This is a genomic window from Streptomyces sp. JH34, assembly GCF_029428875.1.
In the GTDB taxonomy this organism is placed as follows: domain Bacteria; phylum Actinomycetota; class Actinomycetes; order Streptomycetales; family Streptomycetaceae; genus Streptomyces.
In genome coordinates, this window is record NZ_JAJSOO010000001.1 from 5,703,386 (window position 1) to 5,727,391 (window position 24,006).

23 protein-coding genes are annotated in these 24,006 nt (G+C 70.2%); 15 read left to right on the forward strand and 8 right to left on the reverse strand.

All coding sequences use genetic code 11. The annotated features are described in order from the left end of the window. Positions 1–59 precede the first annotated feature (59 nt). From LWJ43_RS25545 to LWJ43_RS25560, 4 genes are all read left to right on the forward strand, one after another. A complete protein-coding gene (locus LWJ43_RS25545) occupies positions 60–395 on the forward strand; it encodes an RNA polymerase-binding protein RbpA (RefSeq protein WP_147962889.1) in 336 nt (111 codons plus the stop codon). Positions 396–550: 155 nt separating this feature from the next. Further along, positions 551–2,203, forward strand: a complete 1,653-nt coding sequence (pgi, locus tag LWJ43_RS25550; protein WP_277335990.1) for a glucose-6-phosphate isomerase — start codon at positions 551–553, stop codon at positions 2,201–2,203. Positions 2,204–2,206: 3 nt separating this feature from the next. Continuing rightward, entirely contained in the window at positions 2,207–2,710 is a 504-nt protein-coding gene (locus LWJ43_RS25555; protein ID WP_277334544.1) for a PH domain-containing protein, read from the forward strand. Then, positions 2,707–4,224 carry a PH domain-containing protein gene (locus LWJ43_RS25560; RefSeq protein WP_277334545.1) on the forward strand — a complete coding sequence of 506 codons (1,518 nt, stop codon included), beginning with the start codon at positions 2,707–2,709 and terminating at the stop codon, positions 4,222–4,224. The genes LWJ43_RS25555 and LWJ43_RS25560 overlap by 4 nt, the downstream gene beginning before the upstream one ends. A 67-nt stretch (positions 4,225–4,291) precedes the next feature. Here the strand turns inward: LWJ43_RS25560 and pgl are convergent, their stop codons facing one another. The 5 genes from pgl to tkt are packed head-to-tail and all read right to left on the reverse strand — an operon-like array spanning position 4,292 to position 10,877. Beyond that, positions 4,292–5,074 (reverse strand): 6-phosphogluconolactonase, encoded by a 783-nt coding sequence (gene pgl, locus LWJ43_RS25565; protein WP_277334546.1) that lies wholly within the window; start codon positions 5,072–5,074, stop codon positions 4,292–4,294. After that, on the reverse strand, positions 5,071–6,102 hold the full coding sequence (gene opcA / locus LWJ43_RS25570) for a glucose-6-phosphate dehydrogenase assembly protein OpcA (protein WP_277334547.1): 1,032 nt from the start codon (positions 6,100–6,102) through the stop codon (positions 5,071–5,073). Before opcA ends, pgl begins: the two co-directional genes overlap by 4 nt. Next, positions 6,099–7,631, reverse strand: a complete 1,533-nt coding sequence (gene zwf / locus LWJ43_RS25575) for a glucose-6-phosphate dehydrogenase (protein WP_277334548.1) — start codon at positions 7,629–7,631, stop codon at positions 6,099–6,101. The genes opcA and zwf overlap by 4 nt, the downstream gene beginning before the upstream one ends. A gap of 5 nt (positions 7,632–7,636) precedes the next feature. Next, positions 7,637–8,755, reverse strand: a complete 1,119-nt coding sequence (tal, locus tag LWJ43_RS25580; protein ID WP_277334549.1) for a transaldolase — start codon at positions 8,753–8,755, stop codon at positions 7,637–7,639. A gap of 34 nt (positions 8,756–8,789) precedes the next feature. Continuing rightward, positions 8,790–10,877 (reverse strand): transketolase, encoded by a 2,088-nt coding sequence (gene tkt / locus LWJ43_RS25585; protein WP_277334550.1) that lies wholly within the window; start codon positions 10,875–10,877, stop codon positions 8,790–8,792. Positions 10,878–11,169: 292 nt separating this feature from the next. Between tkt and LWJ43_RS25590 the strand changes: the two genes are divergently transcribed. Next, a complete protein-coding gene (locus tag LWJ43_RS25590; protein WP_277334551.1) occupies positions 11,170–12,117 on the forward strand; it encodes a heme o synthase in 948 nt (315 codons plus the stop codon). A gap of 99 nt (positions 12,118–12,216) precedes the next feature. Continuing rightward, positions 12,217–12,582 (forward strand): hypothetical protein, encoded by a 366-nt coding sequence (locus LWJ43_RS25595; protein ID WP_277334552.1) that lies wholly within the window; start codon positions 12,217–12,219, stop codon positions 12,580–12,582. Between the two features lie 90 nt (positions 12,583–12,672). On the opposite strand, the gene LWJ43_RS25600 is transcribed toward LWJ43_RS25595, so the two are convergent. From LWJ43_RS25600 to LWJ43_RS25610, 3 genes are all read right to left on the reverse strand, one after another. Further along, positions 12,673–13,656 carry a COX15/CtaA family protein gene (locus tag LWJ43_RS25600; RefSeq protein ID WP_277335991.1) on the reverse strand — a complete coding sequence of 328 codons (984 nt, stop codon included), beginning with the start codon at positions 13,654–13,656 and terminating at the stop codon, positions 12,673–12,675. Positions 13,657–13,747: 91 nt separating this feature from the next. Beyond that, entirely contained in the window at positions 13,748–14,515 is a 768-nt protein-coding gene (locus LWJ43_RS25605; RefSeq protein ID WP_277334553.1) for an ABC transporter permease, read from the reverse strand. Continuing rightward, positions 14,512–15,438 carry an ABC transporter ATP-binding protein gene (locus tag LWJ43_RS25610; RefSeq protein ID WP_277334554.1) on the reverse strand — a complete coding sequence of 309 codons (927 nt, stop codon included), beginning with the start codon at positions 15,436–15,438 and terminating at the stop codon, positions 14,512–14,514. The genes LWJ43_RS25605 and LWJ43_RS25610 overlap by 4 nt, the downstream gene beginning before the upstream one ends. Before the next feature lie 255 nt (positions 15,439–15,693). Here LWJ43_RS25610 and LWJ43_RS25615 point away from each other — a divergent pair, with 255 nt between their 5' ends. The 9 genes from LWJ43_RS25615 (at position 15,694) to LWJ43_RS25655 (ending at position 23,915) form a co-directional block, all read left to right on the forward strand. Then, the gene (locus tag LWJ43_RS25615; protein WP_277334555.1) at positions 15,694–16,452 is read left to right on the forward strand and encodes a helix-turn-helix transcriptional regulator; all 759 of its coding nucleotides are present in this window, start codon (positions 15,694–15,696) and stop codon (positions 16,450–16,452) included. Beyond that, positions 16,449–17,870 (forward strand): Fe-S cluster assembly protein SufB, encoded by a 1,422-nt coding sequence (gene sufB / locus LWJ43_RS25620; protein ID WP_277334556.1) that lies wholly within the window; start codon positions 16,449–16,451, stop codon positions 17,868–17,870. Before LWJ43_RS25615 ends, sufB begins: the two co-directional genes overlap by 4 nt. Before the next feature lie 60 nt (positions 17,871–17,930). Further along, the gene (sufD, locus tag LWJ43_RS25625; protein WP_277334557.1) at positions 17,931–19,112 is read left to right on the forward strand and encodes a Fe-S cluster assembly protein SufD; all 1,182 of its coding nucleotides are present in this window, start codon (positions 17,931–17,933) and stop codon (positions 19,110–19,112) included. Position 19,113: 1 nt separating this feature from the next. After that, positions 19,114–19,431, forward strand: a complete 318-nt coding sequence (locus tag LWJ43_RS25630) for a bifunctional 3-phenylpropionate/cinnamic acid dioxygenase ferredoxin subunit (protein ID WP_014156911.1) — start codon at positions 19,114–19,116, stop codon at positions 19,429–19,431. Between the two features lie 7 nt (positions 19,432–19,438). After that, positions 19,439–20,230, forward strand: a complete 792-nt coding sequence (gene sufC, locus LWJ43_RS25635) for a Fe-S cluster assembly ATPase SufC (protein ID WP_277334558.1) — start codon at positions 19,439–19,441, stop codon at positions 20,228–20,230. Further along, positions 20,227–21,495 (forward strand): cysteine desulfurase, encoded by a 1,269-nt coding sequence (locus LWJ43_RS25640; RefSeq protein ID WP_277334559.1) that lies wholly within the window; start codon positions 20,227–20,229, stop codon positions 21,493–21,495. Before sufC ends, LWJ43_RS25640 begins: the two co-directional genes overlap by 4 nt. Before the next feature lie 18 nt (positions 21,496–21,513). Continuing rightward, on the forward strand, positions 21,514–21,969 hold the full coding sequence (gene sufU / locus LWJ43_RS25645; RefSeq protein WP_277334560.1) for a Fe-S cluster assembly sulfur transfer protein SufU: 456 nt from the start codon (positions 21,514–21,516) through the stop codon (positions 21,967–21,969). Then, the gene (locus LWJ43_RS25650; RefSeq protein ID WP_014156915.1) at positions 21,966–22,304 is read left to right on the forward strand and encodes a metal-sulfur cluster assembly factor; all 339 of its coding nucleotides are present in this window, start codon (positions 21,966–21,968) and stop codon (positions 22,302–22,304) included. Before sufU ends, LWJ43_RS25650 begins: the two co-directional genes overlap by 4 nt. Positions 22,305–22,520: 216 nt before the next feature. After that, the gene (locus tag LWJ43_RS25655) at positions 22,521–23,915 is read left to right on the forward strand and encodes a hypothetical protein (protein ID WP_277334561.1); all 1,395 of its coding nucleotides are present in this window, start codon (positions 22,521–22,523) and stop codon (positions 23,913–23,915) included. The last annotated feature ends 91 nt before the right edge of the window (positions 23,916–24,006 follow it).

The window sequence follows — 24,006 nt, forward strand, 5'->3', positions numbered from 1 at the left end:
CGTTGGGCCTTACGTAGACTGGGGCATCTTCGAGCACCATCACGCAGGGAGTTACGACCGTGGCAAGTGGCAACGCGATCCGGGGAAGCCGGGTCGGAGCGGGGCCGATGGGGGAGGCCGAGCGAGGCGAGTCCGCGCCGCGCCTCCGCATCTCCTTCTGGTGCTCGAACGGGCACGAGACGCAGCCGAGCTTCGCCCATGACGCGCAGGTGCCGGAGACCTGGGACTGCCCGCGCTGCGGCTTCCCGGCCGGCCAGGACCAGGACAGTCCGCCGGCCCCGCCGCGCACCGAGCCGTACAAGACGCACCTGGCGTACGTGCGCGAGCGGCGCAGCGACGCGGACGGCGAAGCGATCCTTGCCGAAGCCCTCGCGAAACTCCGCGGCGAGATCTAGAAGTTGTTCACCGGCCGGCCACCCCCTGGGTGCCCGGCCGGAATTCGTACGCCCCCTCGCAGCCCGCCGTTGCCCCTACGCACCCTCCAGATCAATTAGGTTGGAGGGGCAGCGGGGAAGGTTGCAGGTACGAGATGAAGTGGGCGATGTCCGGGATGAACGCACAAGGCCGAACCAAGCTGAACCAGACGCCCCAGTGGGCGGCACTCGGCAAGCACCGTGAGGAGTTCGGCGACACCCACCTGCGCCGGCTGTTCGCCGACGCGCCGGACCGCGGGACGGCGTACACCCTCCGGGTCGGCGACCTCCACATCGACTACTCCAAGCACCTGGTCACCGACGAGACCCTCCGTCTGTTGCGTGACCTCGCGGACGCCACCGGAGTGGCCGGCCTGCGGGACGCGATGTTCCGCGGCGAGAAGATCAACACCACCGAGGACCGCGCCGTCCTGCACACCGCGCTGCGCGCCCCGCGCGACGCCGTGATCGAGGTCGACGGCGAGAACGTGGTGCCGGCCGTGCACGCCGTCCTGGACAAGATGGCGGCCTTCGCCGACCGGGTCAGGGCCGGGGAGTGGACCGGTCACACCGGCAAGCCGGTCAAGAACATCGTGAACATCGGCATCGGCGGTTCCGACCTGGGTCCCGCCATGGCCTACGAGGTGCTGCGCTCCTTCACGGACCGCTCGCTCACGGTCCGCTTCGTGTCGAACGTCGACGGCGCCGACCTCCACGAGGCCGTGCGCGACCTGGACCCGGCCGAGACGCTGTTCGTCGTCGCGTCCAAGACGTTCACCACCATCGAGACCATCACCAACGCCACCTCCGCCCGCGACTGGCTCCTCACCGAGCTGAAAGCCGGTCAGGAAGCCGTCGCCAAGCACTTCGTGGCGCTCTCGACCAACGCCGAGAAGGTCACGGACTTCGGCATCGACACGGCCAACATGTTCGAGTTCTGGGACTGGGTCGGCGGCCGTTACTCCTACGACTCGGCGATCGGCCTCTCGCTGATGATCGCCATCGGCCCGGACCGGTTCCGCGAGATGCTCGACGGGTTCCACCTCGTCGACGAGCACTTCCGCACCGCGCCCGCCGAGGAGAACGTCCCGCTGCTGCTCGGCCTGCTGGGTGTCTGGTACGGCGCGTTCTTCGACGCGCAGTCCCACGCGGTGCTGCCCTACAGCCACTATCTGTCCAAGTTCACCGCGTACCTGCAGCAGCTGGACATGGAGTCCAACGGCAAGTCCGTGGACCGGGACGGCAACCCGGTCGAGTGGCAGACCGGGCCGGTCGTCTGGGGTACTCCCGGCACCAACGGGCAGCACGCCTACTACCAGCTGATCCACCAGGGCACGAAGGTCATCCCCGCCGACTTCATCGGCTTCGCCGCACCGGTCCACGACCTGCTGCCCGGGCTGATCGCCCAGCACGACCTGCTGATGGCCAACTTCTTCGCCCAGACGCAGGCCCTCGCCTTCGGCAAGACGCCCGACGAGGTGCGTGCGGAAGGTGTCGCCGAGGACCTCGTCCCGCACAAGACGTTCCGCGGCAACCACCCGACGACCACGATCCTCGCCGAGCGGCTCACCCCCTCGGTCCTCGGCCAGCTGATCGCGCTGTACGAGCACAAGGTCTTCGTCCAGGGCGCCGTCTGGAACATCGACTCCTTCGACCAGTGGGGCGTCGAGCTCGGCAAGGTCCTCGCCAAGAAGATCGAGCCGGTCCTGACCCAGGGCACCGGGGGCGGACAGCTGGACAGTTCGACCGCCGCGCTCGTGTCGGCGTACCGCTCGCTGCGGGGCCGCTGAGCCGTGTCCACGGCGGAGGGGAAGATACGTCTCAGGCCGCCGCGTAACACGCTGGACCGGCGGGCCGTCGGCTGGTGGCGCACCCAGTGGCTGCTGGCCGCTGCCGTGCCCGTCGTGTCGCTCGCGGTGCTGGGCGCACTGATCGAGGCCGCCCGTCCCTGGCTGCTCCTGCCCGCCGCGGTCCTGGCCGCGGCGGGCACGGCGGCCGCCGTCCTCCTCCCCGTGTGGTGGTTCCGCACGCACCGCTGGGAGATCACCGAGGACGCGGTCTACGTCCGGACCGGCTTCTTCCGGCAGGAGTGGCGGATCGCGCCGATGTCCCGGATCCAGACCGTGGACACCGTACGGGGCCCGCTGGAGCAGCTCTTCGGGCTTTCCACGGTCACGGTCACCACCGCCTCCGCCAAGGGCGCGGTACGGATCGAGGGCCTGGACCACGAGGTCGCCGCCGACCTGGCACGGCAGCTCACCCGCATCACCCGCGACACCCCCGGCGACGCCACATGAGCACCGCCGCCCCGGCCGGCGACTGGCGGCGCCTCGACCCCCGTACGGTCCTGGTCAGCGCCCTCGTCGTGGCGGGCGTCGTCGCGGGAGCGGCCGTCCCCGTCACGCTCGGGCTCACCCGGTGGTCCAGCCTCCCGGCCGCCGTGCTCCAGATGTTCGCCGGCGCGGCCCTCGTCATCGGGGCGGCGGCGGGCGTCGACCGCGTGCGCTGGCACCGCACCCGCTACCGCGTCGGCGAGGAGCGCGTGGACCTCCACACCGGTCTGCTCGTCGTCAAGCGCCGCTCCCTGGCCCGGGAACGCATCCGCACCGTCGACCTCACCGCCCATCCGCTGCTTCGCGTCCTCGGTCTGGTCACCGTCAGGATCGGCACCGGCGAACAGGGCGGCGACTCCACCCTCGAACTGGACCCGGTCACGCGGGCCGAGGGCGAACGCCTGCGCCGCCTCCTGCTGGAACGCGCGTCCACCGTGCCGCCCGGCGTCCACCGCGAGGGTGAACTGGCCGCCCTGGACCCCCGCTGGATCCGCTACGCCCCGGTCTCCTTCGTCGCCCCGATGCTCGGCGGCGCCGCCGCCGGGGCCGTGCTGCAGATCAGCGACTGGGTGGGAGCCCAGGGCGAGGTCATCGCGTGGGTCGCCGACCGCTTCCGGGACACCCCGCTGCTCTGGACGATCGTCACCCTGGTCCTGGCCGCCCTCGTCGCGGGCGTCGTCGGGGCGTTCGGCCTCTGGACCGAGATGTGGTGGAACTACCGCCTGGAGCGTGAGCCGGGCGGCACCCTCAGGGTGCGGCGCGGACTGTTCACCTCCCGGTCCATATCCGTCGAGGAGGCCCGTCTACGCGGCGTCGACCTGGTCGAGCCGCTGGGTGTCCGGCTGCTCGGCGCGGCCCGGCTCGACGCCATCACCACCGGCCTCGCCAAGGACCACGAGGCCAGGGACGCCGACCACAACACCCTGCTCCCGGTCGCTCCCCGTGAACGGGCCGACTCCGTCGCGGCCGACGTCCTGCGCGAGACGGCCACCCCGACCGCTGCCCCGCTCGTCCGTCATCCGCCCGCCGCACGGGGCCGCAGACTGCGCCGGGCGATCGCCGCGTCCGTCGGCCCGGTCCTGGTCCTGGCCGTCCTCGGGACACTGTTCACGCCCGTACTGCTGTGGATCGCGCTCGGCTGCGCGGTGGTGTCCGTCCCACTCGCGGTGGCGCTCGCCCTCGACGCCTACCGCGGCCTCGGGCACGCGCTCTCCGGCCGTTACCTGGTCACCCGCTCCGGTACGGTCCGGCGTTCCACCGCCGCCCTGGAGCGGGCCGGGGTGATCGGCTGGACGGTCAGGCAGTCGGTCTTCCAGTGGCGTGCCGGGCTGCTGAGCGTCACGGCCACCACCGCCGCCGGAGGGGGCGCGTACACGGTGTACGACGCCGACGCCGCCGAGGGCCTCACCTTCGCCGCTGAGGCCGTACCGGGGCTGCTGGAGCCTTTCCTGGAGCGCACCGCGCACCCCGGCCGGTGACGGCGCGGGACGCGACGAAGGCCGGCCCCGCTCGATCGAGCGGGACCGGCCTTCGTGCCGTGACGTACTACGCCGACGCGGGCGGGTACAGCGCGCGCGGCAGCTTCGAGGCCGCCGCAGCGTCCAGCAGCCACAGCGTGCGGCTGCGGCCGTAGGCACCGGCCGCCGGTGCCTGGATCTCCCCGGCCCCGGACAGCGCGATCTCCGCGGCCTCCGCCTTGTCCTCACCCGCGGCCAGCAGCCACACCTCACGCGCCGCCCGGATGGCGGGCAGGGTGAGCGAGACGCGGGTGGGCGGCGGCTTGGGGGCGCCGTGCACACCGACCACGGTGCGCTCGGTCTCCCGCACCGCGGGCAGCTCCGGGAAGAGCGACGCGACATGGGTGTCCGGGCCGACGCCCAGCATCAGCACGTCGAACGTCGGGACCGGCCCGTGGTCCTCCGGCCCCGCCGCGGCGGCGAGTTCCGCCGCGTACCCCGCGGCGGCGGAGTCCGCGTCCCCGCCGTAGGGACCGTCGGACGCGGGCATCGCGTGGACCCGGGAGGGGTCCAGCTCCACCTTGTCCAGCAGGGCCTCACGGGCCTGCGTGACATTGCGTTCCGGATCGCCCTCGGGCAGGAACCGCTCGTCGCCCCACCACAGGTCGAGCCGCGACCAGTCGATCGCGTCCCGGGCGGGCGAGCCGGCCAGCGCGGCCAGCAGGCCGTTGCCGTTGCGCCCGCCGGTGAGGACCACCGAGGCGGAGCCGCGGGCGGCCTGGGCGTCCACGATCTTCGTGATCAGCCTGGCCGCCGCGGCCTGTGCCATCAGCTCCTTGTCGCGGTGCACGACGAGCTGCGGCGCACTCACTTGGACGCCGCCCTCTTGGCCGCCGCCTTCTTCGCGGCAGGGGCGGCGGCGCCCGTGGGCTCCTGCCGCTTGTGCCCCGTACCGACGGACGACGCCTCCGTGGGACCGCCGAGGCGCTCCACGCCGAACTTCACCGTGGCCTCGTAGATGTTGTCCGGGTCCAGCCGGCGCAGTTCCTCCGCGAGGAGCTCGGCGGTCTCCCGCCGCTTCAGCGCGACCGCGCGGTCCGGCTGGCCGGCCATGCAGAGCGTCGCCAGCGAACCGTCGGGCCGGTCCAGGACGATCACGCCGTTCTTGGTCTCCAGCCGCACGGCCGTCAGACCGGGACCACCGGAGAGGGTGCGCTCCACCGGGACCCCGAGCCGGTCCGCGAGCCACATCGCGAGCAGCTCGCAGCTCGGGTTGTCGGACTCGCCCTCGACCGTCGCCGAGATGACCTGGGCGGGCTGCTGGTCGAGCGCCGCCGCCAGCATCGAGCGCCACGGCGTGATGCGTGTCCAGGCCAGGTCGGTGTCCCCGGGCCGGTACGTCGCCGCGCGCACCGACAGCTCGTCGAGCGGGTGCTCGGCGGAGTACGTGTCGGTGATGCGGCGCTGGGCGAGCGCGCCCAGCGGGTCCTTGGCCGGATCGGCCGGAGCGTCCTCGGGCCACCAGGCCACCACCGGTGCGTCCGGCAGCAGCAGCGGCAGGACGACGGACTGGGCGTGGTTGGCCAGCTCACCGTGCAGGCGCAGGACGACGGTCTCACCCGAGCCGGCGTCGGAGCCGACCCGGATCTCGGCGTCGAGCCGGGCGTCGCGGCGCGACCGCGGCGAACGGCTGACCCTCTTGATCACCACGATGATCCGCGAGGGGTGCTCGCGCGAGGAGTCGTTCGCCGCCTTGAGGGCGTCGTAGGCGTTCTCCTCGTCCGTGACGATGACGAGGGTGAGCACCATGCCGACGGCGGGGGAGCCGATGTCCCGGCGGGCCGAGATGAGGGCCTGGTTGATCTTGCTGGACGTGGTTTCCGTGAGATCGATCTTCATGGCCGGCGCCAGCTCCGTCCGTCGCGTGCGAGCATGTCGTCGGCCTCGGCCGGACCCCAGGTGCCGGCCGCGTACCGGGCGGGCTTGCCGTGCTTGTCCCAGTACTCCTCGATCGGGTCGAGGATGTTCCAGGAGAGCTCGACCTCCTGGTGGCGCGGGAAGAGGTTGGCGTCGCCGAGCAGGACGTCGAGGATGAGCCGCTCGTACGCCTCGGGGCTGGACTCCGTGAAGGACTCGCCGTAGGCGAAGTCCATCGTGACGTCCCGCACCTCCATGGACGTGCCGGGGACCTTGGAGCCGAACCTGACCGTGACCCCCTCGTCCGGCTGCACCCGGATGACCAGGGCGTTCCCGCCCAGCTCCTCCGTCGCGCCGGACTCGAAGGGCAGATACGGGGCGCGCTTGAAGACGACCGCGATCTCCGTGACCCGGCGGCCGAGCCGCTTCCCGGTACGGAGGTAGAAGGGCACCCCGGCCCATCGGCGGTTGTTGATCGTCAGCTTGATCGCGGCGAAGGTGTCCGTCTTCGACTTGGGGTCGATCCCCTCCTCCTCGAGGTAGCCGGGCACCTCCTGACCGCCCTGCCACGCGTGCGTGTACTGACCGCGCACCGTGTGCTTGCCGAGGTCCTCGGGCAGCTCGACCGCCGTGAGCACCTTCAGCTTCTCGGCGACCAGAGCCTTGGGGTGGAAGGAGCCGGGCTCCTCCATCGCCGTCAGCGCCAGCAGCTGGAGCAGGTGGTTCTGGATGACGTCACGGGCCGCGCCGATGCCGTCGTAGTAACCGGCACGGCCGCCGATGCCGATGTCCTCGGCCATCGTGATCTGGACGTGGTCGACGTACGACCGGTTCCAGATCGGCTCCCACATCGTGTTCGCGAAACGGAGGGCCAGGATGTTCTGGACCGTCTCCTTGCCGAGGTAGTGGTCGATACGGAAGACCTCGTTCGGCGGGAACACGTCGTGCACGAGCTGGTTGAGCTCCTGCGCGCTCCCCAGGTCATGACCGAACGGCTTCTCGATGACGGCCCGTCGCCAGCTGCCCTCGCCCTGGTCGGCCAGCCCGTGCTTCTTGAGCTGCTGGACGACCTTGGGGAAGAACTTCGGCGGCACGGACAGGTAGAAGGCGAAGTTGCCGCCCGTGCCCTGTGCCTTGTCGAGCTCCTCGATCGTGGTCCTGAGGGTCTCGAACGCGTCGTCGTCGTCGAAGTTGCCCTGGACGAAGCGCATGCCCTGGCTGAGCTGCTGCCAGACCTCTTCGCGGAACGGGGTGCGGGAATGCTCTTTCACGGCGTCGTGGACGACCTGGGCGAAGTCCTCGTCCTCCCAGTCGCGGCGCGCGAAGCCGATGAGCGAGAAGCCCGGCGGCAGCAGGCCGCGATTGGCCAGGTCGTAGACAGCGGGCATCAGCTTTTTGCGGGACAAATCGCCCGTGACGCCAAAGATCACCAGGCCCGACGGCCCCGCGATACGCGGGAGCCGTCGGTCCTGTGCGTCACGGAGCGGGTTGGCTCCGGGAACACCAGACAAGGTGGTCAGCCCTCCGAAGGAGCGAGGCGCTTGAGCTCGGCCTCGGTCGAGTTGAGCAGGTCGATCCAGGCGGCCTCGAACTTCTCGACGCCCTCGTCCTCCAGGAGCTGGACGACTTCGTCGTAGCCGACACCGAGCTTCTTGATCGCGTCGAGGTCGGCACGGGCCTGGTCGTATCGGCCGGCGACGGTGTTGCCGGTGATCTCCCCGTGGTCGGCCACGGCCTCCAGCGTCGCCTCCGGCATGGTGTTGACCGTGTTCGGCGCGACCAGGTCGTCGACGTACAGGGTGTCCTTGAGGGACGGGTCCTTCACGCCGGTCGAGGCCCAGAGCGGACGCTGCTTGTTGGCCTGCGCCTTGTCCAGGGCGGCCCAGCGGTCGCTCGCGAAGACCTCCTCGTACGCCTCGTAGGCCAGACGGGCGTTGGCGAGGGCGGACTTGCCCTTCGCGGACTTCGCCTCGTCGGTGCCGACCGCGTCCAGGCGCTTGTCGATCTCGGTGTCCACGCGCGACACGAAGAAGGACGCCACGGAGTGGATCTTGGAGAGGTCCAGGCCCGCGGCCTTCGCCTTCTCCAGGCCCGCCAGGTAGGCGTCCATGACCTCGCGGTAGCGCTCCAGCGAGAAGATCAGCGTGACGTTGACGCTGATGCCCTTGCCGATGACCTCGGTGATCGCCGGCAGGCCGGCCTTGGTCGCCGGGATCTTGATGAGCGTGTTCGGCCGGTCCACCAGCCAGGCCAGCTGCTTGGCCTCGGCGACGGTGGCCGCGGTGTGGTGGGCCAGGCGCGGGTCGACCTCGATGGAGACCCGGCCGTCCTGGCCGTCGGTGGCGTCGAAGACGGGGCGCAGGATGTCGGCGGCGTCACGGACGTCCGCCGTCGTGATCATGCGGATGGCCTCGTCGACCGTGACCTTGCGGGTGGCGAGGTCCGTGAGCTGCTGGTCGTAACCGTGGCCCTGCGAGATCGCCTTCTGGAAGATCGACGGGTTGGTCGTGACACCCACGACGTGACTCTGGTCGATCAGCTCGGCGAGGTTGCCGGAGGTGATCCGTGTGCGGGACAGGTCGTCGAGCCAGATCGCCACGCCCTCGTCGGAGAGGCGCTTGAGTGCGTCTGTCATGAGAATTGCATCTCCTACTTGTCGTGTAACGGCGTCAGCGCGCGGCGGCGGCGAGAGATTCCCGGGCGGCTTCCGCCACGTGCTCGACGGTGAAGCCGAACTCGCGGAAGAGGACCTTGGCGTCGGCCGAGGCACCGAAGTGCTCCAGCGAGACGATCCGGCCGGCGTCGCCCACGTACCGGTGCCAGGTGAGACCGATGCCCGCCTCGACGGCGACCCGGGCCTTCACGGACGGCGGCAGCACGCTGTCCTTGTACGCCTGGTCCTGCTCCTCGAACCACTCGACACACGGCATCGAGACCACACGGGTCGGCACACCGGCCGCCTGGAGCTCGTCCCGCGCCTCGACGGCCAGCTGGACCTCGGAACCCGTGGCGATCAGAACGGCCTGGGCCTCGCCGCCCTCGGCGTCGAAGAGCACGTAGCCGCCCTTGGCCGCGTTCTCGTTCGCCGCGTAGGTCGGCAGGCCCTGACGGGACAGCGCCAGACCGTGCGGGGCGCTCTTGCCGAAGTCCTTCCTGCCGCGCTTGAGGATCTCGCGCCAGGCGATGGTCGTCTCGTTGGCGTCCGCCGGACGGACGACGTTGAGGCCCGGGATCGCGCGCAGCGAGGCCAGGTGCTCGACCGGCTGGTGGGTCGGGCCGTCCTCGCCGAGACCGATGGAGTCGTGCGTCCACACGTACGTCACCGGGAGGTGCATCAGCGCGGACAGGCGGACGGCGTTGCGCATGTAGTCGGAGAACACCAGGAAGGTGCCGCCGTAGATGCGCGTGTTGCCGTGCAGCGCGATGCCGTTCATGGCCGCGGCCATGGAGTGCTCGCGGATGCCGAAGTGGATCGTCCGGCCGTACGGGTCGGCCTCGGGCAGCGGGTTGCCCACCGGGAGGAACGACGACGTCTTGTCGATCGTGGTGTTGTTCGAGCCCGCGAGGTCGGCGGAGCCGCCCCACAGCTCGGGAATGACACCGCCGAGCGCCTGGAGGACCTTGCCGGAGGCGGCACGGGTGGCGACACCGTGGCCGGCCTCGAAGACGGGGAGCTCGTCCTCCCAGCCCGCGGGCAGCTCGCCCGCGGCGATGCGGTCGAAGTCGGCCGCGCGCTCCGGGTTGGCGGTGCGCCACGCGGCGAAGCCCTTCTCCCACTCGGCCTTGGCCTCGCGGCCGCGGTCAAGTGCCCCACGGGTGTGGGAGATGACCTCGTCGGAGACCTCGAAGGTCTTCTCCGGGTCGAAGCCGAGCACCCGCTTGGTGGCGGCGATCTCGTCGTCGCCGAGAGCCGAGCCGTGCGCGGCCTCGGTGTTCTGGGCGTTCGGGGCGGGCCAGGCGATGATCGAGCGGGCCGCGATGAACGACGGGCGCCCGGTCTCGGCCTTGGCGGCCAGCAGCGCGCGGTGGAGGCCCTCGGGGTCGAGGTCGCCGCTGGGCAGCTGGTCCACGCGCTGGACGTGCCAGCCGTAGGACTCGTAACGCTTCAGGGTGTCCTCGGAGACCGCGGTCTCCGTGTCGCCCTCGATCGAGATGTGGTTGTCGTCCCACAGCAGCACCAGGTTGCCGAGCTTCTGGTGGCCGGCCAGCGAGGACGCCTCGGCCGAGATGCCCTCCTGGAGGCAGCCGTCACCGGCGATGACCCAGATGGTGTGGTCGAACGGGGAGGTGCCGGCGGCGGCCTGCGGGTCGAAGAGACCACGCTCGTAGCGGGCGGCCATCGCCATGCCCACGGCGTTGGCGACACCCTGGCCCAGCGGGCCGGTCGTCGTCTCGACACCGGTGGTGTGGCCGTACTCCGGGTGGCCGGGGGTCTTGGAGCCCCAGGTGCGGAACGCCTTGAGGTCGTCCAGCTCCAGGCCGTACCCGGCGAGGTAGAGCTGGATGTACAGCGTCAGGCTGGAGTGGCCCGCGGACAGTACGAACCGGTCGCGTCCGGTCCAGTCCGCGTCCGCCGGGTCGTGACGCATCACCTTCTGGAAGAGGGTGTACGCGGCAGGAGCGAGGCTCATCGCCGTACCCGGGTGGCCGTTTCCGACTTTCTGTACGGCGTCCGCGGCCAGGACACGGACGGTGTCCACGGCCCGCTGGTCCAATTCGGTCCACTGGAGGTCTGTGGTGGTCGGCTTGGTGCTCACCCTGAGTCAGGGCTCCTCTCCACTGTTCGTAAACCGGTGACTGGTTACCGCACCGGGCATTGTCGAGCCTACCCCCGTCGCAAGGCCCTACTTCTGCCCTTTCCACAGTGCGGGCGACCTGCGGAGTTCGCCTCCCGTATGAGCGCCGCCGTTCACTTCTGCGCCACCCCAACACGACCCCACCCCCGCGAAGGGCGGCGTATGCCCAACGTCTACAGTGGTCTGGTTCGCGCAAGTCTTTACCGGGCCTTCCCGCCCGGAGCTTGCTGGGATTTCTCTGTCAGGGGTGTGCGTGACGGCCGTCGAGTCCCGACCCGCAGGGGTCGCCTTGACTCCGAGCCCAGTGGGCCAGCGCCCGTTCGGGGCCCGAATCAAGGCATTCGTGGCTCTTACCAAGCCGCGCATCATCGAGCTGCTGCTGATCACCACCGTTCCGGTGATGTTCCTCGCCGCTCAGGGCGTGCCCGATCTTTGGCTCGTAGTGACCACCACCATCGGCGGATATCTCTCCGCGGGCGGTGCCAATGCGCTCAACATGTATATCGACCGTGACATCGACGCGCTGATGGACCGTACGTCTCAGCGCCCGCTGGTCACCGGCATGGTGAGCCCCCGTGAGTGCCTTGCCTTCGGAATCGCCCTCGCGGTGATTTCCACGGTGTGGTTCGGACTGCTCGTCAACTGGCTCTCCGCGGCACTCGCACTGGGCGCACTTCTGTTCTACGTCGTCGTCTACACGATGCTGTTGAAGCGCCGCACCTCGCAGAACATCGTCTGGGGCGGAATCGCCGGCTGTATGCCGGTGCTCATCGGCTGGTCCGCGGTGACCAATTCCATGAGCTGGGCCGCGGTCATTCTTTTCGCGGTGATCTTCTTCTGGACGCCGCCGCACTACTGGCCGCTGTCGATGAAGGTCAAGGACGACTACGCCCGGGTCGGTGTCCCGATGCTCCCGGTCGTCGCCTCCAACCAGGTGGTCGCCCGCCAGATCGTGATCTACAGCTGGGTGATGGTCGGCGTCTCGCTGCTGCTGACCCCCCTGGGCTACACCGGGTGGTTCTACACCCTGGTGGCCGTACTGACCGGCGGCTTCTGGCTCTGGGAGGCCCACGGCCTGCAGAACAGGGCCAAGTCCGGCGTCACCGGAGCCAAGCTCAAGGAGATGCGGCTGTTCCACTGGTCCATCACCTATGTCTCGCTCCTCTTCGTCGCCGTCGCGGTGGACCCCTTCCTGAGGTAGTCCGCACGCGCGGACGCTCCGCCGACGGGCGGGGGACGTGGCCGACGCCACGCCCCCCGCCCGTCGCCAGTCGATCTACCCGTCGGTAGCATCCTGACCATGGCAGAGACGGCAGAGCCTCAGACCCAGCAGACGGACGACAAGCACGCGGCCCGCGCCGAGCGCAGGGCTGCGAAGCTCGCCAAGCAGATCAACGCCTTCGCCAAGGCGCACGGCGGTGCGGAGGGGCAGCTTGCCCACCTCGGGCAGATGGGCACCCGCATCGTCCTGGTCGGTGAGGACGGCGGCTGGGGCGACCTCGTCGCACCCTCCTACGCGATCGCCGAGGACGCCACGCGCAAGGCCGGAATCACGGTCCACGAGGACTTCGACGGCGAGTTCGCGGCCAAGGTGCGCACGGGTCCGTACGAATGGTCCCGGATGGCGGGCATCCAGGTCGGCGGCCCCTCCAACGACAAGGGCTGACGCACCCGGTACCGGTACGACGAAGAGCCGCTGTCACCCGCCCCTGAGGGGCCCGGGGTGACAGCGGCTCTCGTGTGTCCGTGCGGGCCGTCAGACGGCCGCGGCGTGCTCCGGCCGCTGCCCGCCCGCCGGGGCGGGGACGCCGCCGGCGTCGCCCACTGGGCGCTCGCGCAGCGACAGCAGCAGGCGCAGCACCGCGATCCACATCAGGGACGAGCCGAGCATGTGGATCCCGACCAGGATCTCGGGTACGTCGCTGAAGTACTGCACATAGCCGACGGCGCCCTGTGCCAGCAGCACCAGCAGCAGGTCACGGGCGCGGGCCCGGGTGTCGGCGGGGGCGTCCACGACGCGCAGGGCGAAGAACACCGCGACGGCCAGGGCGCAGACGACCCAGGCGGCGATGGCGTGGATGTGCGCGGCGGCGGTCCAGTCCCACGGCATGCGGGGCAGGTCGCTGCTGTCGCCGGCGTGCTTGCCGGAGCCGGTCACCGTGGTGCCGAGCACCATCAGCAGGACCGTGGTGGCGACGACGGCCCAGGACAGCTGCCGCACCGGGCGCGGGGCGCGCGGGCGCGGTGTGCCGTCGCCCTCGCCGATCCGCACCCAGGTGACCACGGCGACGGTGAGCAGGCAGTTGGCGAGCAGGAAGTGCCCGGCCACCGACCACGGGTTGAGTCCGGCCCACACGGTGATCCCGCCGATGACGGCGTTCCCCATCACCAGCCAGAACTGTGACCAGGCGAGGCGCGTGAGACCGCGCCTGCGGGGCTTCAGGGAGCGCGCCGCGATGATCGCCCAGCCGACCGCGGCCGACAGGACGTAGGTCAGCATCCGGTTGCCGAACTCGATGGCACCGTGCAGACCCTGCTCGGGGGTGGCGAAGAGGCTGTCGTCGGTGCACTTGGGCCAGGTGTCGCAGCCCAGGCCCGATCCGGTCAGCCGGACCGCACCGCCCGTGACGATGATGAAGACGCTCATCACCACCGCGGCGAGCGCCGCTCGCTTGGCCGTCTTCGCCGACGGGGTCCAGCGCTTGGCGATGTAGGAGATGGGGGTTTCCACGCGCCCTATCGTAAGGAACGGCTTGTGCAAGTTTTCACGAGGGGTGGGCATTCCCGGGTGAGCCCGGACATTGTCCCGGGACGGCGCCCCGGGAGGGGCCTCACTCCCAGCGGAAGAACCGCGCCGCCGCACCCAGCCCCAGCACCGCCCAGACGGCCAGGACCGCCGCGTCGCCCCACGGCATCGCGGCGCCGTGCTGCAGGACGTCCCTGAGCCCGTCGGAGAGCGCCGAGATCGGCAGCAGGCCCAGGACCGACTGTGCCGCCTCCGGGAACCTGTCCAGCGGCACGACGACGCCGCCGCCGACCAGCAGCAGCAGGAAGACCAGGTTGGCGGCGGCCAGCGTCGCCTCGGCCTTCAGCGTCCCCGCCATCAGCAGCCCCAGCCCGGAGAAGGCCACGGTGCCCAGGACCAGCAGCAGCAGGACGGAGAACGGGTTCCCCTGCGGCGACCAGCCCAGCGCGAAGGCGATCACCGTCAGCAGGACGACCTGCAGCACCTCCGTGACCAGCACCGAGAGGGTCTTGGCCGTCATCAGGCCCCAGCGGGGCAGGGGCGAGGCGCCCAGCCGCTTGAGGACGCCGTAGCGCCGTTCGAACCCGGTCGCGATGGCCTGGCCCGTGAAGGCCGTGGACATCACCGCGAGCGCCAGGACGCCCGGCGTCAGGAAGTCGACCGGCTCACCCGCGCCCGTGTCGACGACGTCGACCGCGCTGAACAGGACGAGCAGCAGAGCCGGGATGACCACGGTGAGCAGCAGCTGCTCGCCGTTGCGCAGGAGCATCCGCGTCTCCAGCGCGGCCTGCGCCGCGATCATGCGGGAAAGCGGGGCGGCGCCGGGGCGCGGGGTGTACGTACCGGCGCTCATGCGCGCAGCTCCTTGCCGGTCAGTTCCAGGAAGACGTCCTCGAGGGTGTGCCGCTCCACCGCGATGCCGTCGGGCATCACGCCGTGCTGGGCGCACCATGAGGTGACGGTCGCCAGCAGCTCCGGGTCGATCTGCCCGGTGATGCGGTACGCGCCGCTGGTCAGCTCCACCGCCTCGCTGCCGTCGGGCAGCGCCTTCAGGAGCGAGCCGAGGTCCAGGCCGGGGCGGCCGGTGAAGCGCAGGGTGTTCTCGGCGCCGCCGCGGCAGAGCTGATCGGGGCTGCCCTGGGCGATGACCTGCCCCGCGTCGATGACGGCGACGTCGTCGGCGAGCTGCTCGGCCTCGTCCATGAAGTGCGTGGTGAGGACGATCGACACCCCGTCGGCGCGCAGCTCCCGGATCAGGTCCCAGGTCGCGCGGCGGGCCTGCGGGTCGAGGCCCGCCGTCGGCTCGTCCAGGAAGACCAGCTCGGGGCGGCCGACGACGGCCATGGCGAGGGCGAGGCGCTGCTGCTGCCCGCCGGAGAGCCGGCGGTAGGTGGTCCGGCCGCAGCCGCCGAGTCCGAGCCGCTCGACGAGCGCGCCGACGTCCAGCGGGTGGGCGTGGAGCTTGGCCATGTGGCGCAGCATCTCGTCGGCGCGGGCGCCGGGGTAGACACCGCCGGACTGCAGCATCACGCCGATACGGGGACGGAGTGCGGCGGCGTCCGCGACCGGGTCCAGACCGAGGACCCGGACGGTACCGCCGTCCGGCCGCCGGTAGCCCTCGCAGGTCTCGACCGTGGTGGTCTTGCCGGCGCCGTTGGGTCCGAGGACCGCGGTCACCGCGCCCGCCGAGACCTCCAGGTCGAGGCCGTCGACCGCCTTCTTGGTGCCGTACCGCTTGACGAGGCCCCTGGCCTGTACGACGGGCTCACTGCTCATGGCGGGCAAGTCTAGGCGGGCCCGAAACGCGTCCGGCGCGCCGGGTTCCCCGCTGTGCCCGGACGCATCCGGAGCGTTCCCCCGGAGCCCGGGAGCGGCTCGCCCCGGGGCGGCCGGGACGGCGCCCACCTGCGGCGCGACGCCGTGATCATCCGTTTCCGCAGGTCAACTTAGGTCTGCCTTAGTGATGAAGGGCACCGCGCCCGGTTCAGGGGCGGGTTGTCAGGCCCGAAGGAATTACGCAACAATGGCGTTGTGAAATACGCTGGCGAGGCTCCTCAGGAGGAACTCGCGACCGGTGAGCGCTCGACGCGCAACAGGGTCGCGCGCTCCATCCTGGACCACGGCCCGTCCACCGTCGCCGATCTGGCGAAGCGCGTCGGCCTGACCCAGGCAGCCGTGCGCCGTCACCTCGACGCCCTCGTCTCCGACGACGTGGTCGAGGCCCGCGAGCAGCGGGTGTACGGGACGCGGACCCGTGGCCGTCCGGCCAAGGTCTTCGCGCTCACCGACTGCGGCCGGGACGCGTTCGACCAGTCCTACGACAAGCTCGCCGCCGACGCGCTCCGCTGGATCGCCGACACCGCCGGGGACGAGGCGCTCGTCGCCTTCGCCCGCGCCAGGATGGCCTCCCAGTCCGAGACGTACCGGGCCGTGATCGAGGCCGCGGACCCCGAGGCCCGCACCCAGGCCCTGGCCAGGGCCTTGTCGGCCGACGGGTACGCTGCTACGGCGCGCAGCGCGCCGGGCTCCCAGCAGGGTGAGCAGTTGTGCCAGCACCACTGCCCGGTCGCGCACGTAGCCGAGCAGTTCCCGCAGCTGTGCGAGGCGGAGACGGAATTCTTCTCCAGTCTGCTCGGGACCCATGTGCAGCGTCTCGCCACCCTCGCCCACGGCGACGGTGTGTGCACGACGTTCGTTCCGCGCGGCAGCCCCACGGCACCACAGGCTCCACAGGCTCCACAGACCACTCATTCAGCATCTGCAAGTACGGCCGGGAGGAACCCCGCATGACGCTCCCTACGGAGACTGCCCACCCTGAGCTCGATGGCCTGGGCACGTACGAATTCGGCTGGGCCGACTCCGACGCGGCAGGCGCGGCGGCGAAGCGCGGCCTGTCCGAAGCTGTCGTCCGCGACATCTCGGACAAGAAGAACGAGCCCGAGTGGATGCTCAAGCTCAGGCTCAAGGGCCTGAAGCTGTTCGACAAGAAGCCGATGCCGAACTGGGGCTCGGACCTGTCGGGGATCGACTTCGACAACATCAAGTACTTCGTCCGGTCCACCGAGAAGCAGGCGGAGTCCTGGGAGGACCTGCCCGAGGACATCAAGAACACGTACGACAAGCTCGGCATCCCCGAGGCGGAGAAGCAGCGCCTCGTCGCCGGTGTCGCCGCGCAGTACGAGTCCGAGGTGGTCTACCACCAGATCAACGAGGAGCTCGAGGCGCAGGGTGTCATCTTCATGGACACCGACACCGCGCTGAAGGAGCACCCGGAGCTCTTCAAGGAGTACTTCGGCACCGTCATCCCCGTCGGTGACAACAAGTTCGCCTCGCTGAACTCCGCCGTGTGGTCCGGCGGCTCCTTCATCTACGTGCCGAAGGGCGTGCACGTCGAGATCCCGCTCCAGGCCTACTTCCGTATCAACACGGAGAACATGGGCCAGTTCGAGCGGACGCTGATCATCGTCGACGAGGACGCCTACGTCCACTACGTCGAGGGCTGCACCGCGCCGATCTACTCCTCGGACTCGCTGCACTCCGCGGTCGTCGAGATCATCGTGAAGAAGGGCGGCCGCTGCCGCTACACGACCATCCAGAACTGGTCGAACAACGTCTACAACCTGGTCACCAAGCGCGCCGTGGCCTACGAGGGCGCGACCATGGAGTGGGTCGACGGCAACATCGGCTCCAAGGTCACCATGAAGTACCCGGCCGTCTACCTGATGGGCGAGCACGCCAAGGGCGAGACCCTGTCCATCGCCTTCGCGGGCGAGGGCCAGCACCAGGACGCCGGCGCCAAGATGGTCCACATGGCTCCGAACACCTCCTCCAACATCGTCTCCAAGTCGGTGGCGCGAGGCGGCGGCCGCACCTCCTACCGCGGTCTCATCGAGATCGGCGAGGGTGCGCCGGGCGCCAAGTCCAACGTGCTGTGCGACGCGCTCCTCGTGGACACGATCTCCCGCTCCGACACCTACCCCTACGTGGACGTCCGCGAGGACGACGTGTCGATGGGGCACGAGGCGACCGTCTCCAAGGTCTCCGAGGACCAGCTCTTCTACCTGATGAGCCGCGGCATGACGGAGTTCGAGGCCATGGCGATGATCGTGCGCGGCTTCGTCGAGCCGATCGCCAAGGAGCTGCCGATGGAGTACGCCCTCGAGCTCAACCGGCTGATCGAGCTGCAGATGGAGGGCTCGGTCGGCTAGTACGCCCGCCGACCGCGTCCCGAAGAGTTCTTGACTGAGAAAGCGAGCACTACGACAGCCATGGCTGAGGCTCAGAACATCCCTGCGGGCTCCACCACCGCCGGGTCCATCGCGGTGGCGGCCGAGTCCACCGTCGCCACGCGCATGAGCGCGCCCCCCTCCTTCGACGTCGCGGACTTCCCGGTCCCGCACGGCCGTGAGGAGGAGTGGCGGTTCACGCCGCTGGACCGCCTGCGCGGTCTGCACGACGGCACCGCCGTCGCCACCGGTGACGGGGTCAAGGTCGTCGTCGAGGCGCCCTCCGGCGTCACGGTCGAGACCGTCGGACGCGACGACGCGCGGCTCGGCAGGGCGGGCACCCCGGTGGACCGGGTCGCCGCCCAGGCGTACTCGTCCTTCCAGCACGCCTCGGTCGTCACGGTCGCCAAGGAGGCCGTGCTCAGCGAGCCGGTCCGGATCACCGTGCACGGCGAGGGCGGCGTGGCCTACGGCCACCAGGTCATCGAGCTGGAAGCCTTCGCCGAGGCAGTCGTCGTCATCGACCACACCGGTGACGCCGTGCTCGCGGCCAACGTCGACTACGTCCTGGGCGACGGTGCCAAGCTGACCGTCGTCTCCGTCCAGGACTGGGACGACACGGCCGTGCACGTCGGCCAGCACAACGCGCTGGTCGGCCGCGACGCCTCGTTCAAGTCGATCATCGTGACGTTCGGCGGGGACCTCGTCCGTCTCCACCCGCGGGTCGCCTACGCCGCCCCCGGCGGGGAGGCCGAGCTCTTCGGCCTCTACTTCACCGACAAGGGCCAGCACCAGGAGCACCGCCTCCTGGTCGACCACAACACGCCGCACTGCAAGTCCAACGCGGTGTACAAGGGCGCGCTCCAGGGCGAGGACGCCCACGCCGTGTGGATCGGTGACGTGCTCATCCAGGCCGCGGCCGAGGGCACCGACACCTACGAGATGAACCGCAACCTGGTCCTCACCGACGGTGCCCGGGTCGACTCCGTACCGAACCTGGAGATCGAGACCGGCGAGATCGTCGGCGCCGGACACGCCTCGGCCACCGGGCGGTTCGACGACGAGCAGCTGTTCTACCTGCAGTCCCGCGGTATCCCGGCCGAGGAGGCCCGCCGGCTCGTCGTGCGCGGCTTCTTCGCCGAGCTGGTCCAGCAGATCGGCCTGCCGGACGTCGAGGACCGGCTCCTCGACAAGATCGAGGCCGAGCTGAAGGCGTCGGTCTGAGATGGCCTTCGTCAAAGCCTGTGCGCTGAGCGAGCTGGAGGACGACACCCCGAAGAGGGTGGAGCTCGACGGCACGCCGGTCTCCGTCGTCCGCACCGAGGGCGAGGTGTTCGCGATCAACGACATCTGCTCGCACGCGAACGTCTCGCTGTCGGAGGGCGAGGTGGAGGACTGCGCGATCGAGTGCTGGCTGCACGGATCGAGCTTCGACCTCCGCACCGGCAAGCCGTCCGGTCTTCCCGCGACGCGCCCCGTCCCCGTATACCCCGTAAAGATCGAAGGGGACGATGTGCTCGTCTCCGTCACCCAGGAGTCCTGAGTCACCCATGGCAACGCTTGAAATCCGCGACCTGCACGTCTCCGTCGAGGCCGACAACGCCACGAAGGAGATCCTCAAGGGCGTCGACCTGACCGTGAAGCAGGGCGAGACGCACGCCATCATGGGCCCGAACGGGTCCGGCAAGTCCACCCTCGCCTACTCGCTCGCTGGTCACCCCAAGTACACGATCACGAGTGGCACGGTGACCCTGGACGGCGAGGACGTCCTGGAGATGTCCGTCGACGAGCGGGCCCGCGCCGGCCTGTTCCTCGCCATGCAGTACCCGGTCGAGATCCCCGGTGTCTCGGTCTCCAACTTCCTGCGCACCTCCGCCACCGCCGTCCGCGGCGAGGCCCCCAAGCTGCGTACGTGGGTCAAGGAGGTCAAGGAGACGATGGCCGGGCTCCAGATGGACCCCGCCTTCGCCGAGCGCAACGTCAACGAGGGCTTCTCCGGCGGCGAGAAGAAGCGCCACGAGATCCTCCAGCTGGAGCTCCTCAAGCCGAAGGTCGCGATCCTCGACGAGACCGACTCCGGCCTGGACGTCGACGCCCTGCGCGTCGTCTCCGAGGGCGTCAACCGGGTCCGTGAGGGCGGCGAGGTCGGCACCCTGCTGATCACCCACTACACGCGGATCCTCCGCTACATCAAGCCCGACTTCGTGCACGTCTTCGCCAACGGCCGCATCGCCGAGTCCGGCGGCGCCGAGCTGGCCGACAAGCTGGAGAACGAGGGCTACGAGGCATATGTGAAGGGTGGCCCCGTGAGCGGAGCGAACTCAGGAGGTACGGTCGCGTGACTGACGCCCGACAGGGGCTCTCCGGCCTCCTCGACACCGAGGCGATCCGCAAGGACTTCCCGATCCTGGACCGCACGGTCCACGACGGCAAGAAGGTCGTGTACCTGGACAGCGCGGCGACCTCGCAGAAGCCGCGCCAGGTGCTCGATGCCCTCAGTGAGTACTACGAGCGGCACAACGCCAACGTCCACCGCGGTGTGTACACCATCGCGGAGGAGGCCACCGCGCTGTACGAAGGCGCCCGCGACAAGGTCGCCGCCTTCATCAACGCACCCAGCCGCAACGAGGTGATCTTCACCAAGAACGCCTCGGAGTCGCTCAACCTCGTCGCGAACATGCTCGGCTGGGCGGATGAGCCCTACCGGGTCGACAGCGACACCGAGATCGTCACCACGGAGATGGAGCACCACTCCAACATCGTGCCGTGGCAGCTGCTCTCGCAGCGCACCGGCGCGAAGCTGAAGTGGTTCGGCATCACGGACGACGGCAGGCTCGACCTGTCGAACATCGACGAGATCATCACGGAGAAGACGAAGATCGTCTCCTTCACCCTGGTCTCCAACATCATGGGCACGATCAACCCGGTGGAGAAGATCATCCGCCGTGCCCAGCAGGTCGGCGCGCTGGTCTGCATCGACGCCTCGCAGGCCGCCCCGCACATGGTGCTCGACGTGCAGGCGCTGCAGGCCGACTTCGTGGCCTTCACCGGCCACAAGATGGTCGGCCCCACCGGCATCGGCGTGCTCTGGGGACGGCAGGAACTCCTGGAGGACCTGCCGCCCTTCCTCGGCGGCGGCGAGATGATCGAGACCGTGTCGATGCACTCGTCGACGTACGCGCCGGCGCCCCACAAGTTCGAGGCCGGTACGCCCCCGATCGCGCAGGCCGTCGGCCTCGGCGCGGCCGTGGACTACCTCTCGGCCATCGGCATGGAGAACATCCACCGCCACGAGCAGGCCATCACCGAGTACGCGGTGCGCCGGCTCCTGGAGGTCCCCGACCTGAGGATCATCGGTCCTGCGACGGCCGAGGACCGCGGGGCGACGATCTCCTTCACGCTCGGTGACATCCACCCCCACGACGTGGGGCAGGTGCTCGACGAGCAGGGCATCGCCGTCCGGGTCGGACACCACTGCGCACGGCCGGTCTGCCTGCGGTACGGAATTCCTGCGACGACGCGAGCGTCGTTCTACCTGTACTCCACGCCGGCCGAGGTCGACGCACTGGTGGACGGGCTGGAGCACGTGCGGAACTTTTTCGGTTAGACGGCAGAGGGTTGACTGGTGAAGCTTGATTCCATGTACCAGGAAGTGATCCTGGACCACTACAAGCACCCCCACGGGCGTGGCCTGCGGGACGGCGACGCCGAGGTGCACCACGTCAACCCGACGTGCGGCGACGAGATCACGCTCCGCGTGAAGTACGACGGCGAGACCGTCGCCGACGTCAGTTACGAGGGTCAGGGCTGCTCCATCAGCCAGGCCAGCGCCTCCGTGCTCAACGAGCTGCTGGTCGGCAAGGAGCTCGGCGAGGCGCGGAAGATCCAGGAGACCTTCCTGGAACTGATGCAGTCCAAGGGTCAGCTGGAGCCGGACGACGCGATGGAGGAGGTGCTGGAGGACGCGGTCGCGTTCGCCGGCGTCTCCAAGTACCCGGCCCGGGTCAAGTGCGCGCTGCTGAGCTGGATGGCGTGGAAGGACGCGACGGCGCAGGCGCTGTCCGAAGGGAAGACCGCATGAGCGAGAACGAGACTCTCACGACCAAGCCGGCCTCCGAGGAGGAGGTCCGCGAGGCGCTGTACGACGTGGTCGACCCCGAGCTGGGGATCGACGTCGTCAACCTGGGCCTGATCTACGGCATCCACATCGACGACGCCAACATCGCCACCCTCGACATGACGCTGACGTCCGCGGCCTGCCCGCTGACCGACGTCATCGAGGACCAGGCGAAGTCCGCGACCGACGGCATCGTCAACGAGCTCCGGATCAACTGGGTCTGGATGCCGCCGTGGGGCCCGGACAAGATCACCGACGACGGCCGTGAGCAGCTCCGCGCGCTCGGCTTCAACGTCTGATCGACCTCCCGCTCCACCCGCGTGAACGGCCGTGGCCGCCAGTCCTCCTGGCGGCCACGGCCGTTTCGCCGTTCCGCGCACCGGCGGGGACGGCGAGTCCGCGCCGGACCGCACGGGCGTCCCGTGCTGTTCGTCCGCCGTACCCGTGCCGTGTGCCCGCCGTTGGCGCCGGGGACGGAGCCTGCTCCTCGACACCACGCCGACGAGAGGCACCCCGTGCTGCATCAGCTTCCGCTCCGGAACCGCCGGGCGGCCTTCGCCGCCGCCGGGATCCTCGTACTGGCCGCGCTGGGCGGCAACGTGCCCGCGCACGCGGCGAGTTACGGGACCCCGACGATCGCACTGTCGGCCGCTTACCTGTCCGGCGCCGTGGGGGCGACCGGTGACCCGCTGGTCGCCGTGACCGTCGCGCAGAGCGGCGCGGACGTCTCGGCGCTCACCGTGACCGCATCGGCCAGCTCCAGGTCGTCCGTGGCCGCGGTCTCCGACGTGACCGTCACCGGCACCGGGGCCACCCGTCAGGTCTCCGTCGCCGCGCACGCCCGCGGGTACACCGACCTCACCCTGAAGGTCACCGGGCTCGGCGGGAAGACCGCGACCGAGGTGCTGCACTACGCCGCGTCGGCCGCGGTGCAGAACTCCGCCGGCACCCGCTACCTGACCGGGTCGTCGGACGCCTCGGCGGCCGTCGACGTCGGCGGCGGCTACGCGGTGGTGGCGGACGACGAGTCCAACACCCTGCGCCTGTACGACCTCGCGGTCTCCGGCGCGCCCGTGCGGACCTGGGACGTCGGCTCGAAGCTCGGACTGAGCAAGGAGATCGACATCGAGGGGGCGGCCCGGGTCGGGAACACCGTCTACTGGACGGGGTCGCTGGGCAACAACAAGGACGGCGAGTACAAGTCCGCCCGCAACACGGTCTTCACCACGACGGTGACCGGCTCCGGCGCCGCCACCCAGCTGACGGTCGGCGGTTCGTACAGGAAGCTCCGCGACGACCTGGTCGCCTGGGACGAGGCGAACGGCGACCGCTACGGCTTCGCCGCGGGCACCGAGGACGGCCAGGCGCCCAAGCAGATCGACGGATTCAACGTCGAGGGCCTGGAGTTCGCGCCCGGCTCGACGACCACCGCCTACATCGGCTTCCGCGCACCCCTCGTTCCGCCGAAGGCGGGCGGCAAGGCGCTGCTCGTGCCCGTGACCAACTTCGACAAGGTGGCCGGCAGCGGGGCGAAGGCCGTCATCGGCACACCGGTCGAGCTCGACCTCGGAGGGCTGACCGTCCGTGACATCCGGAAGAACGCCGCCGGCCAGTACCTGATCGTGGCCGGCTCCTGGGCGGCCGACGACAACTCCGCCCCCTATGCCCTCTACAGCTGGGACGGCGTCGCCGGACACGCGCCGGTGAAGCGGACCGACCTGCCCACCACCGACCCGGGCGGCTGGGAGGCCGTCGTGTCGGTGCCGGACCTGACGGTCACGGGGACACGTGCGCAGGTGATCACCGACGCGGGGGCGGCCGATCTCTACGGGGACGGCACCGAGGCGAAGGACCTGGACCACGCCGAGTGGAAGAAGTCCCGCGCCACCTGGTTCACGGTGGGCGGCTGACCGGGGTGTACCGGTCCCGCGGTGACGCGGTGCCCGGGCCGTCCTCCTGCAACGATCTGAGGTCATCGGCGGCCCGGGGCGCGCCGCCGGC